At 41.8% G+C, this 14,993-nt stretch carries 16 protein-coding genes; 7 read left to right on the top strand and 9 right to left on the bottom strand.

All coding sequences use genetic code 11. The annotated features are described in order from the left end of the window. Positions 1–181 precede the first annotated feature (181 nt). From tyrS to ERX27_RS11575, 3 genes are all read left to right on the top strand, one after another. Positions 182–1,441: a tyrosine--tRNA ligase gene (tyrS, locus tag ERX27_RS02165; protein ID WP_133431195.1), complete on the top strand. Its 1,260-nt coding sequence runs from the start codon at positions 182–184 to the stop codon at positions 1,439–1,441. Between the two features lie 69 nt (positions 1,442–1,510). Beyond that, positions 1,511–2,101: a LemA family protein gene (locus ERX27_RS02160; protein WP_133431194.1), complete on the top strand. Its 591-nt coding sequence runs from the start codon at positions 1,511–1,513 to the stop codon at positions 2,099–2,101. Beyond that, positions 2,101–2,973 carry a TPM domain-containing protein gene (locus ERX27_RS11575; RefSeq protein WP_133431193.1) on the top strand — a complete coding sequence of 291 codons (873 nt, stop codon included), beginning with the start codon at positions 2,101–2,103 and terminating at the stop codon, positions 2,971–2,973. Before ERX27_RS02160 ends, ERX27_RS11575 begins: the two co-directional genes overlap by 1 nt. 46 nt (positions 2,974–3,019) lie before the next feature. Here the strand turns inward: ERX27_RS11575 and sdaAA are convergent, their stop codons facing one another. The 3 genes from sdaAA to ERX27_RS02140 form a co-directional block, all read right to left on the bottom strand. After that, on the bottom strand, positions 3,020–3,910 hold the full coding sequence (gene sdaAA, locus ERX27_RS02150; protein WP_133431192.1) for an L-serine ammonia-lyase, iron-sulfur-dependent, subunit alpha: 891 nt from the start codon (positions 3,908–3,910) through the stop codon (positions 3,020–3,022). A 21-nt stretch (positions 3,911–3,931) separates the two neighbouring features. Then, a complete protein-coding gene (sdaAB, locus tag ERX27_RS02145; RefSeq protein WP_133431191.1) occupies positions 3,932–4,609 on the bottom strand; it encodes an L-serine ammonia-lyase, iron-sulfur-dependent subunit beta in 678 nt (225 codons plus the stop codon). A 272-nt stretch (positions 4,610–4,881) separates the two neighbouring features. After that, positions 4,882–6,054: a S1C family serine protease gene (locus ERX27_RS02140; protein ID WP_133431190.1), complete on the bottom strand. Its 1,173-nt coding sequence runs from the start codon at positions 6,052–6,054 to the stop codon at positions 4,882–4,884. 75 nt (positions 6,055–6,129) lie between these two features. Here ERX27_RS02140 and ERX27_RS02135 point away from each other — a divergent pair, with 75 nt between their 5' ends. Then, positions 6,130–6,729 carry a lysophospholipid acyltransferase family protein gene (locus tag ERX27_RS02135; protein ID WP_133431189.1) on the top strand — a complete coding sequence of 200 codons (600 nt, stop codon included), beginning with the start codon at positions 6,130–6,132 and terminating at the stop codon, positions 6,727–6,729. Positions 6,730–6,757: 28 nt separating this feature from the next. Here the strand turns inward: ERX27_RS02135 and ERX27_RS02130 are convergent, their stop codons facing one another. The 6 genes from ERX27_RS02130 to ERX27_RS02105 form a co-directional block, all read right to left on the bottom strand. Continuing rightward, entirely contained in the window at positions 6,758–6,976 is a 219-nt protein-coding gene (locus tag ERX27_RS02130) for a hypothetical protein (RefSeq protein WP_133431188.1), read from the bottom strand. 126 nt (positions 6,977–7,102) lie between these two features. After that, positions 7,103–7,309: a hypothetical protein gene (locus tag ERX27_RS02125; RefSeq protein ID WP_133431187.1), complete on the bottom strand. Its 207-nt coding sequence runs from the start codon at positions 7,307–7,309 to the stop codon at positions 7,103–7,105. 94 nt (positions 7,310–7,403) lie between these two features. After that, on the bottom strand, positions 7,404–8,687 hold the full coding sequence (locus tag ERX27_RS02120; RefSeq protein ID WP_133431291.1) for a cation:dicarboxylate symporter family transporter: 1,284 nt from the start codon (positions 8,685–8,687) through the stop codon (positions 7,404–7,406). 218 nt (positions 8,688–8,905) lie between these two features. Further along, the gene (locus tag ERX27_RS02115; RefSeq protein ID WP_133431186.1) at positions 8,906–9,343 is read right to left on the bottom strand and encodes an OsmC family protein; all 438 of its coding nucleotides are present in this window, start codon (positions 9,341–9,343) and stop codon (positions 8,906–8,908) included. 70 nt (positions 9,344–9,413) lie between these two features. Next, complete coding sequence (rpsD, locus tag ERX27_RS02110) at positions 9,414–10,016, bottom strand: 30S ribosomal protein S4 (RefSeq protein ID WP_133431185.1); 603 nt, start codon at positions 10,014–10,016, stop codon at positions 9,414–9,416. A gap of 218 nt (positions 10,017–10,234) precedes the next feature. Beyond that, the gene (locus tag ERX27_RS02105; RefSeq protein WP_133431184.1) at positions 10,235–10,711 is read right to left on the bottom strand and encodes a GAF domain-containing protein; all 477 of its coding nucleotides are present in this window, start codon (positions 10,709–10,711) and stop codon (positions 10,235–10,237) included. A gap of 139 nt (positions 10,712–10,850) precedes the next feature. Here ERX27_RS02105 and ERX27_RS02100 point away from each other — a divergent pair, with 139 nt between their 5' ends. From ERX27_RS02100 to thiI, 3 genes are all read left to right on the top strand, one after another. Continuing rightward, positions 10,851–12,548, top strand: coding sequence for a septation ring formation regulator EzrA (locus ERX27_RS02100; RefSeq protein WP_133431183.1), 1,698 nt, complete (start codon positions 10,851–10,853; stop codon positions 12,546–12,548). A 62-nt stretch (positions 12,549–12,610) separates the two neighbouring features. Next, complete coding sequence (locus ERX27_RS02095) at positions 12,611–13,747, top strand: cysteine desulfurase family protein (RefSeq protein ID WP_133431182.1); 1,137 nt, start codon at positions 12,611–12,613, stop codon at positions 13,745–13,747. Further along, positions 13,744–14,949, top strand: coding sequence for a tRNA uracil 4-sulfurtransferase ThiI (gene thiI, locus ERX27_RS02090; protein ID WP_133431181.1), 1,206 nt, complete (start codon positions 13,744–13,746; stop codon positions 14,947–14,949). The genes ERX27_RS02095 and thiI overlap by 4 nt, the downstream gene beginning before the upstream one ends. Positions 14,950–14,993 lie beyond the last annotated feature (44 nt).

Below are 14,993 nucleotides of genomic sequence, written 5' to 3'. Positions count from 1 at the left end.
TCAGTGGGGCTGGAAACTGGCGGGAAGCTATGGATGAATACACCTAACGAAACAGTCTGACGGCTCTGATGACCTTTTCATCAGCAAAGTGATGAGCAATCATAAGTTTGGTGGTACCGTGTATTCAAGCACCCTTACATTAGTAGGGGTGCTTTTTTTATTTTAAACAGGAGGGATTTATATGACGAATGAATTATTAAATGACTTGAAATGGCGTGGTCTGATTTATCAGGAGACACATCCTGAAGAGATTGAAGCACTGCTTAACAAAGAAAGTGTCAGCATTTACTGCGGAGCTGACCCGACTGCAGACAGCCTGCATATTGGTCACTTATTACCGTTTCTGACTTTACGCCGTTTTCAGGCACATGGCCATCGCCCGGTCGTGCTGATTGGTGGCGCGACAGGTATGATTGGGGATCCATCTGGTCGTACAGATGAACGTGTCCTGCAGACACCTGAAATGGTCCAGCACAATGTGGATGGTATCAAAAAACAGATGGAACAACTTTTCGATTTCAGCGGAGATAACGGCGCTATCCGTGTCGATAACAAAGACTGGCTCGGACAGATTGATCTCCTGACTTTCTTAAGAGACTACGGTAAACATGTCGGCGTCAACTACATGCTTGGTAAAGACAGCATTCAGTCACGCTTAGAGACAGGTATCTCTTACACAGAGTTCACATACACGATTCTGCAGGCGATTGACTTCGGTCATCTCAATAAAGCGCACGATGTTAAGATTCAGCTTGGTGGCTCAGATCAGTGGGGCAATATTACATCTGGACTTGATCTTATGCGCCGTATGTACGGCGAAGTCGAAGCATACGGTATTACCGTTCCGCTTGTCACAAAAGCAGATGGCAAAAAGTTCGGTAAGTCTGAATCAGGCGCTGTCTGGTTAGATCGTACTAAGACTTCACCTTATGAGTTTTACCAGTTCTGGATCAATACACCGGATGCAGATGCGATTAAATTCCTTAAATACTTCACTTTCTTATCTAAAGAGGAGATAGAAGCGCTCGAGACATCTCTTGAGACAGAACCACATCTTAGAAAAGCTCAGAAAGCACTTGCATCTGAAGTCACAAAACTTGTGCATGACGAAACAGCCCTTCAAGATGCCATCCGTATTACAGATGCACTCTTTAAAGGCGACTTATCACAGTTATCAGCTGACGAAATTCGTCAAGGTTTCAAAGATGTGCCGCAGAGTACGGTTTCTGAATCTACCAATTTAGTAGATTACCTGGTTGAAGCAGGCGTCAGTCCAAGCAAGAGACAGTCACGAGAAGATATCACAAACGGTGCCATTTCAATCAACGGTGAAAAAGTGACAGATACTGCTTATGAAATCAGTGCAGCTGATAAAATTGAAGATGAATTCACCATCATCAGAAGAGGGAAGAAAAAGTACTTCATGGTCAACTATAAATAGGATGAAAGACTGGTTAAAGCCAGTCTTTTTTGGGTATTAGAGAATTAACTTACTTAAAGGAGAAATGACATGAGAAAATTATTGATTCCGATTATTGCGATTATTGCAGTCCTTGCTATTCTAGGTACTATGGTAATGGGACCTTACAACAGATTAGTCTCTCTCGAGCAGGATGTGAATAAAGAAGAATCCAATATCGATACACAGCTTCAACGTCGTCTTGATTTAATTCCTAACTTAGTCGAAACTGTTAAAGGTTATGCGAAACATGAATCTGATGTCTTCAAATCAGTAGCAGATGCACGTTCTAAATTAGCAGGAGCAACAGCTGATGGTACAGCTGCACAAAAAGCAGAAGCGAATGCTGAGATGACTTCAGCTTTAGGTCGATTAATCGCTATCAGTGAAAACTATCCTGAACTGAAAGCAGATGCTCAGTTCACAGGCTTACGTGATGAACTGGCAGGCACAGAGAACAGAATCGCAGTGGCTCGTCGTGATTACAATGATAAGGTAACAGAGTATAATAAAGTCGTGAAAAGCTTCCCGATGAACCTGTTTGCAGGTATTGTCGGTAAACATGAAAAAGAATACTTCAAAGCAGATAGTGCTGCAAAAGATGCTCCTAAAGTTGATTTCAACAATGGAGATGAAAAATAATGACAAAAAAAATCGCGTTTTTAATCGCGATTTTTGTCTTACTTGGTCCATTCTATGAGGTGAATGCAGCTGAACCTCTACCAACGCTTGAAGAACCTGTCTACACTCAGGATCATATCGGTATTCTGAACCAGACACAGGTGGATGAACTCAATGAGCTGGGTAATCGACTGGAACAAGGAACGACAGCTGAAATTCTACTGATGACCATGCCGACTATCGGTCAGGAACCTAAAGGGGACTATGCGCTACGTGCAGGCCGTGAATACGGTGTCGGTCAAAAAGAAAAAGATAACGGCATTGTCATCTTACTCAATCTTGATAATGGTAATGAATTCAGAAATCGAGGATTAAATGTGCAAGTGGGCTATGGCCTTGAAGGCGTACTCAATGATGCAAAGGTCGGGGCGCTGATTGATCAATATGCATTGCCTGATATCCAAAAGGCAGTTGCGATTGATCCGAAAGGGCAGGACCCACAGGCTAAAGAACTCTATGCTTCTGGTGTGACTAAGCTTTATAAAGCAGTCTGGAAGGAAGTAGCAGATTCTTATGGCTATGATGGCAGCAAGTTTACTCGTGAAGAACCAGTCAGTGATTCTGAAAGCGGTGGTTCATTCAGTATATTTGATATTCTTTTAACACTTTTCTTCTTATATCTGATTTTCTCTATGTTCTTTGGCGGCGGTGGTCGTGGAGGACGTGGAGGTGGACGTAGAAGAGGCGTCGGTCCTATTATCTTCTTCCCGACAGGCGGCGGCTTCGGAGGCGGTGGCTTCTCATCTGGCGGCAGTTTCGGTGGAGGCGGCTTTGATGGTGGAGGATTTGGCGGCGGCGGCTTCGGTGGAGGCGGCGCAGATCGCAGTTTCTAGCCATAAAAAAAGTGCTGAACCTATGGGTTCAGCACTTTTTTTATATTTAACTGAATGCGTGTTGTGAGCCGAAGATTTTAGCTTTAATCGCTTCACCTGTCGGAGTACCGGCGATACCTCCAAGACCTGTTTCACGAAGTTCACGAGGTAAGTTACGACCAACTTTATCCATCGCTTCGATGACTTCATCAGCTGGAATCTTACATTCGATACCTGCAAGCGCTAAGTCAGCAGAAATCAGAGCGTTACCTGAACCGACTGTATTACGCATTACACATGGAATTTCAACTAAACCAGCAACGGGGTCACATACAAGACCGAGCAGGTTACCTAAAGCAAAGGCAATCGCATGCGCTGATTGCTGCGGTGTACCACCGAAAGTTGCAACGGCTGCTGCTGCAGCGATTGCAGAAGCACTACCGACCTCAGCCTGACAGCCACCCATAGCGCCTGATACACTAGCATTGTTAGCAATAACAAGACCACAGAGGGCAGAAGTGAATAAGAAATCAACTTGCTGATCATCTGTCAGATTGAATTTATCTTCAAGAGATGTTAAAACGCCTGGAATAGTGCCTGAAGAACCGGCAGTTGGTGTCGCACAGATAAGACCCATCGCAGCATTGACTTCATTTGTTGCAATAGCCCCTTGAATCGCAAGAGCGACAGCATCACCTGATAAAGACTGGTTATTATCACGATACTTCTGCATCTTGATAGCATCCTGTCCTGTCAGACCTGTTACAGATTTAACACCTTCACCAGTAGAGCCGCGTTTAACGGCATCTTTCATTACTTGCAGATTTTTAAGCATTTTAGCGCGAACTTCTTCACGCGTCATATCAGATGTTTCCATCTCCATCTGGATCATAATCTCAGCTAATGACTGATTCGTCTCAGTCGCATGATCTACGACTTCTTTTATAGATTTAAACATAGATGAGTCCCCCTCATAAAATTAGATAATATTTGAAAAATCGATATTTGGATAAGCATTCTTAATCTCTTCGAATGCTTCTTCTTTGATTGGTTTATACAATTGAATCGCGATAATATGGTAATCATTCAGACTAGATTTAATTTCTTCGTTGATTTTTACGCCTAAATCATACATTTTAGCGATACAGTCATTAAATTCAGACATCGGGCTGTTACCATAAAGGACAAGCATAGGTAATGTGTGATTCATGACAACACATGCACCGTTAATATGAATACTACGTAGCTTAATTGTACCGCCACCGATTGAATTGCCTAATACTTCAACGTGTTTACCGCCTGCATCAAGCTTAACAAGCGCTGTATTTGGATGGTCTCCAATACTAGTACCCGTTTCTTCAACAAATTCAATCTCAATTCCTTTTTCTTTTGCAATATCAATTGATGTTTTAACGCGTGGATCTTCTGGTTCAAAGTCGAGAAGACCTGCGATGATCGCTAAATCAGTACCATGACCTAAATGAGTTTCTGCAAACGATTCATAGTAAGAGATATGAATTTTTTCAGGTTCAACACCCAGTACAGTACGTGCTGCAGAGCCGATTCTTACTGCGCCTGCTGTATGTGAACTAGATGGACCTACCATGATTGGTCCTATTACATCAAACGCGCTTCTATAGTCTGCCGTTCTTGCCATAATTATAACCCCCAATAGTTAGTTGTTTATATGTTATTTATTATACTAAGTCAGTTTATAAGTATTAAATAAAATGCTTAATACTGCCCAATTGATAATATCACATTTTAAGCAAAAAAGATAAGATTTTGTAAACGAATTCACAAATGATTGATGACCTAATCATAAGTGAAAATCTTCACATAGTCAAAGAGATAATTGTTAACAATTGATGAACGAAACGACTCTATATTTATAAAAAAAAACACTCTGGTTAACAGAGTGTTCATGTACTAACGGACGTTTTCATCATCGCGGAGAATAAGAGAAACTTCCATCTCTTTGTTATTACGATAAATCGTGAATTTAAGTGAATCTCCAGCTTTTTTGTTCTGATAGAGATAGCTTTTCAGCTCGCTGTCAGAAGTGACCTTTTTGTCGTCGACTGCTGTGATAATATCACCTTTTTGAAGCGTCTTGCCTGCATATTCATCCGTCTGAATGACAACAACGCCTTCTTTATTGGCAGTCATTTCATTTCTATATTGTTCAGGGATCGAATCCGATGAGACGAGGGCGACGCCCATATAAGGACGAATCACTTTGCCGTTCTTGATAATTTCTGAGATGACAGTACGAGCGTCATTGGATGGAATGGCAAAACCGATGCCTTCTACTTCAGCCGCTGCAATCTTCATCGAGTTGATGCCGATGAGCTGACCTGCTGTATTGATGAGTGCACCGCCGGAATTACCCGGGTTGATAGCTGCATCAGTCTGTATGGCCTTTACTGTAGAAGTACCTGCGGAAGTAGAGACAGTCATTGTACGTTCTTTCGCACTAATAATACCCCTTGTCACACTGTTTGATAAATCCAGTCCTAGTGGATTACCGATTGCATAGACAGCATCACCTGTCCGAATTTTGTTTGAATCAGCGAAGGCGATAGGTTTAATATTAAAATCACCTTTTATTTTGAGGACTGCGATATCAGTCAGCGCATCTGTCCCAAGAAGCTCTGCATCCACTTTATTGCCTGAAGCGAGCTGCACTTTGATGTCTGAAGCGCCTTCGACAACATGATTATTGGTCACAATATAAGCGGCCTGGTCATCAGCCTGATAAATGACGCCTGAACCTGTACCTGATTCTTCTTCTGTGCTGCTGGCGTCAGGAAAGATGCCATTGGTCTTCTGGAGATTGACGACTCCGACAATAGCAGGTGAAACTTTCTCGAGCATATCCGGTAATGTCGCATTCTCCTTATTCTGAACAGTCGCATTATCAACGATCTGTGGCACAGAGTTCTGCGTGTCCGGCTGAGTGTTCTGCTCGATGACATAATCTGCCCCGAGTGTTAAAGCGGACCCTAGGACACCTGCCAGTAAGAGGGGGAGAAATTTAGGCTGCTGTCTTGCAGCGGGACGTTCTTCAATATATTCAACATGTTCTTCTTCTGTGTTCATAGTAGCCTCCTTGTTTATGTTATTATATATTAATAACAGATAATAATGAAAATTTCATGAAAAAGGGAGATATCAATGTATAAATTGATTGCGACTGTTCTTTACTTCGTTATCGTTATTTTCAGAAGAAAACTAAAAGTTATCGATAAAAAGTATTTACCGAAAGACCCAGCTTATATCCTGACTTGTACGCATAGAAGCATGGTTGAAATCATCGTGCTTGCCATGGCGGTGTATCCGCTTGAAATCCATTATATGGCGAAGAAGGAATTGTTCAAAAACCGTTTTCTGAACTGGCTTTTTACAAGTGTCGGTGCGTTTCCAGTCAATCGTGAGAACCCGGGTCCTTCTACACTGAAGATTCCTGTTAAACTGCTGCGTAACAATCAGACAGTGGGAATGTTTCCTTCAGGCTCCCGTACAGAAGGTGCACCGATCAAAAAAGGCGCGGCTACCATTGCAGTGATGAGCAAGAAACCGATTGTGCCGGCTGTCTATAAAGGGCCGCTGACATTCAAGGATTTATTGTTCGAAAAAGAGAAAGCTTATATTCAGTTCGGAGAAGCGATTCAGCCGACAGATTATCAGCTCCCTAAAAATGAAGCAATAGCTGAAATCACGCAGGCAGTTGATGTCGCTATGAAGAATATGAGTGCGGAGCTCGAAAAAAAATAAAACGACGATTGTATCAACAATCGTCGTTTTATTCTGCTTTCATGACTATGGTTTCAGTGTATTCATCTGGATAAATAAATTGCAGCGTACAGACATGCGGGCGATTTGTTTGTTTAGCAGTTTCTTTGGATTGTTTTCTATAATGGTCGATGAATGTCTCTTTCTCAGACTCATCTCTTAAAAGCTGAAACTGTATGCTCTGATTCAGCAAAGTAGGTAATGATGCTTTTAAAAGTATGGCAGGCATCAGAATAACCTCCTTTTCGAATTATGATGGTATTTAACTATAGCCCGTAAAAGATGACATTAAACCTATTTGACGTCCACTTTTAGATATAATTTTTATATTAGAGATAAAAAAAGACAAGTGCTATTAAGCACTTGTCTCATTTTTATTAACGGATGGAGTAAACAGTTCGTTCTCCAGTTGAACGAGCTTATTGAATGAAGAATCATCAAGCTCATCCGCAGCATTCGCATTCTCCATCAATTCTTCTATAATATGAATATCGACATCAGTCGCTGTAGCTATCTGATAGGCTGTTAACTTACCGCTAAAAAGATTGGAAAGGTGTTTCAAATTTATCACCCTTAACTAAGTTAGTATATTTAGTATAAAGCATTCGGATAATAAAATATAGACTATATGTTAACTTTTATTTTTTTGTCATATATTATTTTACATAAGTCTCGTAATACTTGCGTCCTTTTTCGTAATCCAGACGGTTTTCCCATTTTGCGATAACAAGTGTAGATAAAGAGTTCCCTACAACATTGACGACAGTACGGGACATATCAAGGATACGGTCAATACCGATAATAAGGGCTAAACCTTCCGGATGAAGACCCATCGCTGATAACGTAGTGATTAATACAACGATAGAAGTACCCGGTACAGCAGCCATCCCTTTAGAAGTCAGCATCAGTGTCAGTAAAAGAATCAGTTGTTCAGTTAGTGATAAATGGACACCATACATCTGAGCGATGAATAACGCCGCGATAGACTGATAAAGAGCTGAGCCATCCAGGTTGAATGTGTAGCCTGTCGGTACAACGAATGACACGATTTCTTTTGGCGCACCGAACTTTTCCATCTTATCCATAATACTTGGCAGTACTGTTTCTGAACTTGAAGTAGAGAATGCAAGAAGCAGCTCATCTTTTAAGATGCGAAGTAAATGGAAGATATTAATCTTACAGATAGCCGCAACAGCACCAAGTACAACGATAATGAAGAAAATCATTGAACCCATAACGACAAGGGCTAACTTCAGTAATGGAATTAAAGCATCGATACCGAACGTCATCACTGTAACAGCCATAAAGGCAAATACACCAATCGGCGCGTATTTCATAATCTGATTCGTCATCCAGAAGATGACATCAAGTACGCCTTCTAAAAGTAACTTAACAGGTTCTGCACGCTTACCTACAGCTGCAATCCCAAGTCCGAAGAACACTGAGAAGAAGATGACAGGCAGTAACTGGCCTTGAGCCATTGCGTCGATGATGTTGGTCGGGATGATACCTACGATGGTATCAATCATATGGTTACCATATGTAGACTGTGCAGCAGCTTCTGCATTTGTTGTATATTTTGATACATCGCCTTTAGGCAGTTTAGTCGGGTCGATACCTGAACCCGGCTTGAAGATGTTGGCAAAAATAATGCCGAGCGCGATAGCGAATGTCGTAATGACTTCGAAGTAAAGAAGCGTTTTCCAGCCATAACGTCCGACAGTTTTCATATCTCCGGCACCTGCGATAGAAATAGCAAGTGAACAGAAGACGATAGGGACAACGATCATCTTAATTAAGTGAAGGAAAACATCCCCAAATGGTTGAATATAGTTCTTTAAGTCATCTTGACCATAAAGGAGAAAACCTACTACGACCCCGAGGACTAGCGCGATAATAATCTGGGTAGGGAGACTGATGCCTCTTCTCCGTTTTTTGATTGTTTCCAAAACGAATCCCTCATTTCTTTAGTATTTATAAATAGTATTGCTTTTATGTATCAAAGTCAATGGAAGAATAACTAGCAGAAGCACGATGACAACAAGGCTCAGCGGATGTCCTCTGAAAGCGGATACTTATGTATCATACCATTTTTCAGACTATTTCGCACTCTAATTTAAAAAGATACTTCCTATTTAAAAGAAGTATCTTGTCCTTATTATGGATTGATATGAATTTCAGAGATATTCACATTGACATTCCCTTTCAACGCGCGGGTGATCATGCAGCTTTCTTCTGCTTTACGCACGAAGCGTCGGAGCAGACTTTGCTTACTGTCAGGCGCATCTGTCTGGATCGTCACTATATAATCAATTGATTCGTAAGTCAGGATGCCTTTCGACTGATCGACTGTTGCCCTGGACTCCACTTTTAAATCAGTCAGAGGAATACGGTTGCGTTCAAAGAGTACAGATAGAGAAATAATAAAGCAGGTCGTCGCAGCGCCGAGCAGCATCTCATCAGGATTAGTGCCGATTTCAATGCCCCCCATGGAAGCGGGGATAGAGATGTCTGTTTTCATGTTTTGGGTTTCAAGTGTGCCGTGTGAGTCATAGCCGCCGGTAAAATGAGCAGTACCTTCAAAATGGTGTTTCATCAAATCACTCCTTTACCTTATAAAACCATAAAAAAACAGCCTTAAGCAAGCGCTTAAGACTGAATGGATATTAACGTGAGTAGTACTCAACGATTAACTGTTCATTGATTTCAGCAGATAATTCTGAACGTTCTGGTGTACGAACGAATGTACCTTCTAATTTGTCAGCATCGAATGTTAAGTATTCTGGTACGTGGTTAGATAATTCAACTGATTCAGCGATGATATCTAATTTTTGAGATTTTTCACGAACTGAGATGACTTGACCTGCTTTTAATGTGTAAGAAGGGATATCTACACGTTGGCCGTCAACTAAGATGTGACCGTGGTTAACTAACTGACGTGCTTGACGACGAGTACGAGCTAAACCTAATTGGTATACCACTGCATCTAAACGAGATGCTAAAAGTGCCATGAAGTTAGCACCGTGAATACCTTTCATTTTACTTGCGCGGTCGAAGATTGTGCGGAATTGACGTTCGTTAATACCGTACATGTAACGTAATTTTTGTTTCTCTTGTAACTGAAGACCGTATTCAGACATTTTTTTACGTTGGTTAGGACCGTGTTGTCCTGGTGCGTAAGGGCGTCTTTCTAATTCTTTACCTGTGCCGCTTAAAGAAATACCTAAACGACGAGATTTTTTCCAAGTTGAACCTGTAAATCGAGCCATGGATTGACTCCTCCTCTTTTGTTTTTTTCGCGAAAAACAAAAATATGATAAATGCTTAAAGCGATATAGTATCTTTCCGTGCCTTCGCCTGTTAGCTTTGGTTACACAGCACGCCAACTAAGGGGACACCATAGAGCGTCTTAATATTTATCTGCTACTCTCGTTTATTCACATTTGTCTATTATAGTTTGTTCTGCCATGCATGTCAATATGATAATTTAATTTGCCTGGGCCAGATGCTTTTCAAGTACACGGACGAAAGCTTCAAGCCCTGTCTGATCTTCTTCAGTAAAACGGTCAGTGATCGGTGCATCGATATCCAGTACGCCATAAACTTCATCGTTCACTGTTATGGGTATCACGATTTCTGACTTGGAGTTCGCATCACAGGCGATATGACCCGGGAATACATGAACATCTGCAATTCGCATTGTGCGGTTGTCACTGACAGCTGTCCCGCATACACCGCGACCGACTGGTATCGTTACGCAGGCAGGTAAGCCTTGGAAAGGTCCCAGTTGAAGCTGACCATTCTTCATCGTGTAGAAGCCCACCCAGTTCACATCGTCGAGAAAGTAATTGAGTAAACTTGATGCATTGGCCAGATGACTGATGACATCTGATTCACCTGTAAGTAAATGATCAAGTGCTGTATTCAGCGCTTGATAATCTTTGATTTGACCTGGTTGAAACATAGGACCACCTCATGTTAATAGAATGAAAATATTTGTCTGAACTTCATTTTATACATCGACTTATATTTTCACAATAAAATAGTTTTTTGCAACACTTTTTTACGTTATAATGTTAAAGAACAAGTTGGAGGGAAGAACGTTGATAATTTACATGATTGTGTTACTGATCGTACTGATATTAATTGGAGTCGGCGTCCTGTTTTATTTAAGAAACCAGAAACGTACGGCTGTTGAAAAAGTTGAACTACGTAAAGAGGAAATCAAGGCGCTGCCTTTTCAGAATGAGCTTGTTAAAGTGAAAGATCTCCAGCTTAAAGGCGAAGCGAAAATGAAGTTTGAGGACTGGAAGTACAGCTGGCAGAATGTGCTGAAAAATGACCTCGATGAAAGTGAACTGCATATTAACGAAGCGGATGAGGCATTGGATCGTTTTAGATTTAAAGAGAGCAGCGAACGAATTGATGAAAGTCATCAGACACTTGACAGCATTGAACAGAAGTATCAGACGCTGTCTGCAGAGATTGATGATTATGTGAGTCGTGCCAAAGAAGACCGTATTAAATATGAAGAATGCCGGACTATTTATCGCGAGGCGAAACGTGATGTACTGGCCAATCGACATCAGTACGGTGAAGCTGCGCGACCGCTTGAAGAGAATATCGAACGCTTCTTACCGGCTCTGACTGAGTATGAACAGCTGACGAGTGAAGGGAACTATGAATCAGCGCACTTCAAAATTACAGAAGTTCATGATCAGATGACGCGTCTGAAATCAGATATGGAAGAGATTCCTCTCTTGATCCGTGATGTTCAAAAAGAACTGCCGGGACAGTTTCAGGAAATCCGATACGGCTGTCGCGACCTTAAAGTAGAAGGGTATAACCTGGACCATGTTAAAGTGGACAGTAACCTTCAGACTTTAAAAGGAAAGTTAAACTTAGTTGAACCACTGATCGCGAGACTGCAGCTTGACGAGGCAGAAGAAATTATTGCTGATATTAACGGCACTTTAGATGAGATGCTGGAATTAGTTGAAATCGAAGTGATGGCAAAGAATAATGTGGAGAAATCCAAAGAGCTGATCACTGATGAACTTTTCTACGCAAAAGATATGAACTATACACTGCGTACTGAAATAGAATATGTTCGAGATAATTATTATATCGATGAAGAAGATATTCAGAAAGTACGTCAATATGATAATGAAATTCAAAGTCTGATTGCTGTTTATGATGAGATTTTAAGCGAGATGGCAAAATCAGCTGTCCGCTACTCAGAAGTTGAAGACAACCTGACTTATATCAAAGACCATGTAGGGACAATCAATACTGAGCAGGAGAAATTGCAGCAGCATCTGACAGCGCTGCGTGAATATGAGCGGGAGGCTCAGTCACATACGCTTAAGATTCAGAGCCGAAAAGAAGACGTCTTCCGCAAACTGATGGCCTCTAACTTATCTAGTATCCCTGAACGTTTTATCATTATGAAAAATGAGATCGATATTGAAACGCGCGAGGCGCATGCATTATTCAACAAACGTCCAATGCATGTCGAGCATGTACGAGATAAAGTGCAGAAAGTGTTGTCTATGATGAATACCTTTGAGCAGGAAGTCTTGACAATGCTCCAGCAGGCGTCGTATGCTGAAGCTCTTATCCAGTATGGTAACCGTTATCGTAAGGACCATGCTGACCTCAATAAAGATTTAATTGAAGCAGAGCGATTATTCAGCAACAATCGATATAAACGCGCAGTAGAGATTGCTGAAACTGCGATTGAACGCGTCAGTCCCGGTGCACCTGTACAGATTGAAAAAAGAATGAACGAGATGAACTAACGCAGAAAAAAGACTTTCTTCTAAGTCTTTTTTCTTTTTTGTGAGAGGAGAGAAGAATACGAATGATCTATTTTGATAATAGCGCAACAACAAAACCGGATAAGGAAGTACTTTCTACCTTTAATAAGGTGAATGAAGATTATTATTTCAATCCCGCAAGTCCTCATGTTAAAGGACTCGAGACAGAGAAATTACTGGATTCTGCCAGAGAGCAGATCAGAAAATTGCTCAAGCTTGATCAGCAGTCGATTATTTTTACGAGCGGGGCGACTGAATCCAATAACCTTCTACTGACAGGGATGGCACGTGCAAAAAAACAGTTTGGTCGTACGATTATTACAACTAAACTTGAACATCCATCTGTGCTTGAGACTGTCCGTGCACTTGAAGAAGAAGGATTCATTGTGAAGTACATGCGATTTAAAGAAGACGAGACGCTTGATCTGGAGCATCTGGAAGGTTTGCTGACAAGTGATGTGATACTGGTTGCCATGATGCATGTCAACAATGTCATGGGCGCTATTCTGCCGGTCGCAGAAGTAGCGTCATTGATTCACAACTATCCGAAGATTCATTTCCATGTTGACTGTGTGCAGTCATTTGGTAAAGTGCCGCTGCAGCTGGAAGGTGTTCATAGCTTCAGTCTCAGCGGACATAAATTCAACGGACTGAAAGGTCAGGGGATTCTTGTATTTAGTCAGCTGAAGACTATCGCACATACATTGTTCGGTGGTGGCCAGGAGTATGGCTTCAGAAGCGGTACGGTCAATGTGGCTTCCGCAGTAGCGATGAGCAGAGCGATACGTCTGACACTTGATGACTATGAGATGCAGCGTGCCCGTCTCTATCAGATGAAAGAAGAGATAGAACGGTACGTTAAACAATTTCCAGGTATCCAGCTGAACTCACAGCAAAATGGTGCGCCGCACATCGTTAACCTGTCGTTTGTCGGTGTCAAAGGAGAAGTCATCGTCAATGCTTTTTCTAAAAGGGACATCATGGTATCAACAACAAGTGCATGCTCATCAAAACGTGCTAAACTGAATGAGTCGCTGACTGCACTACACGTATCAGATGAAGCCATCACAGGCAGCATCAGAATATCGTTATCGAAAAATAACACAGCTGAAGAAGTGCATACCTTCAATGAAGTGTTCAGAGAAATATATGAAGAAGTAGAGGAGTTACTGAAGAAATGAGATATGATCAGTTATTAGTAAGATACGGTGAACTCACGCTTAAAAGCGGGAACCGCCATACATTCGTCAACCAATTAAAAGGGAACGTCAAACATGCATTGATTCCGTTAACAGGGTACCAGGTGCATGCGAACCGTGACCGGATGTACATTCATTTAGACGAGCATATCGATGTTGAAGAAGTGATCCGCCGTGTATCGAAAGTATTTGGTATCCATTCGGTCAGCCCGGTCATGCGAGTCGATAAAGAACTGGAAACAATCAAGGCAGCTGCTGTTTTAGTCGCAAAGGATGTTGACCAGGAAGGCCGGACGTTCAAAGTAGATGTGAAGCGTTATGATAAGAACTACCCAATGGAGACTTTTGAACTGCAGCAGGTAATCGGCGGTGCCATCTTAAAAGATATCGAACACCTGACTGTCAACGTCAGACAGCCGGATTATAAAGTGACGGTTGAAATCAGACAGGATGGTGCATATCTGTACTCACGTATCGAAAAAGGAGCAGGCGGTCTTCCTGTAGGCACAGGCGGCAAAACATTACTCATGCTGTCAGGCGGCATCGACTCGCCTGTTGCCGGTATTGAAGTGATGAAGCGGGGCGTGACCATTGAAGCGATTCATTTCCATTCACCTCCATTCACAAGCGAAGAAGCGAAACAGAAAGTCATCGATCTGACACGTATTATGGCTGAGACGGCTGGAGAAATTAAACTTCATCTCGTACCATTCACTGAAATTCAGAAAACGATCCATAAAGTGGTGCCGGAGAATATGACGATGACATCTACACGTCGTATGATGCTCAAAATTGCTGACCGCGTAGCAGGAAACATTAATGCGCAGGCAATTGTCAACGGGGAAAATCTTGGGCAAGTCGCGAGCCAGACGCTCGGCAGTATGCACGCCATCAATGCAGTGACGAACATGCCTATCCTACGACCGCTTCTCACCCTTGATAAAGATGAGATTATTATAAAAGCGAAAGACATCGGTACGTTTGAAACTTCTATTAAACCGTTTGAAGATTGCTGTACGATTTTCACGCCTAAAAATCCAAAGACGAATCCGAAGCTCGAAAAAATGGAGAAGTTTGAAAGTCGCTTTGATTTTGAACCGCTTTTAAACGCCGCAATAGACCATATAGAAGTACTCACTATTACGAAAGAACGTCCAGAAGAAAACTTCAGCGACTTCTTATAATGGATAAGCGCTATTCGAATGAATAGCGCTTTTTTAACAAGGGG

The organism is Macrococcus brunensis, assembly GCF_004359615.1.
GTDB lineage: Bacteria > Bacillota > Bacilli > Staphylococcales > Staphylococcaceae > Macrococcus > Macrococcus brunensis.
The sequence above is the reverse complement of the archived record's forward strand: the minus strand, read 5'-3'. Positions and strand labels throughout refer to the sequence as shown.

Coding starts and splice junctions, on each gene's coding strand:
- tyrS (WP_133431195.1), top strand. CDS start 182: ATGACGAATGAATTATTAAATGACTTGAAATGGCGTGGTCTGATTTAT.
- ERX27_RS02160 (WP_133431194.1), top strand. CDS start 1,511: ATGAGAAAATTATTGATTCCGATTATTGCGATTATTGCAGTCCTTGCT.
- ERX27_RS11575 (WP_133431193.1), top strand. CDS start 2,101: ATGACAAAAAAAATCGCGTTTTTAATCGCGATTTTTGTCTTACTTGGT.
- sdaAA (WP_133431192.1), bottom strand. CDS start 3,910: ATGTTTAAATCTATAAAAGAAGTCGTAGATCATGCGACTGAGACGAAT.
- sdaAB (WP_133431191.1), bottom strand. CDS start 4,609: ATGGCAAGAACGGCAGACTATAGAAGCGCGTTTGATGTAATAGGACCA.
- ERX27_RS02140 (WP_133431190.1), bottom strand. CDS start 6,054: ATGAACACAGAAGAAGAACATGTTGAATATATTGAAGAACGTCCCGCT.
- ERX27_RS02135 (WP_133431189.1), top strand. CDS start 6,130: ATGTATAAATTGATTGCGACTGTTCTTTACTTCGTTATCGTTATTTTC.
- ERX27_RS02130 (WP_133431188.1), bottom strand. CDS start 6,976: ATGCCTGCCATACTTTTAAAAGCATCATTACCTACTTTGCTGAATCAG.
- ERX27_RS02115 (WP_133431186.1), bottom strand. CDS start 9,343: ATGAAACACCATTTTGAAGGTACTGCTCATTTTACCGGCGGCTATGAC.
- rpsD (WP_133431185.1), bottom strand. CDS start 10,016: ATGGCTCGATTTACAGGTTCAACTTGGAAAAAATCTCGTCGTTTAGGT.
- ERX27_RS02105 (WP_133431184.1), bottom strand. CDS start 10,711: ATGTTTCAACCAGGTCAAATCAAAGATTATCAAGCGCTGAATACAGCA.
- ERX27_RS02095 (WP_133431182.1), top strand. CDS start 12,611: ATGATCTATTTTGATAATAGCGCAACAACAAAACCGGATAAGGAAGTA.
- thiI (WP_133431181.1), top strand. CDS start 13,744: ATGAGATATGATCAGTTATTAGTAAGATACGGTGAACTCACGCTTAAA.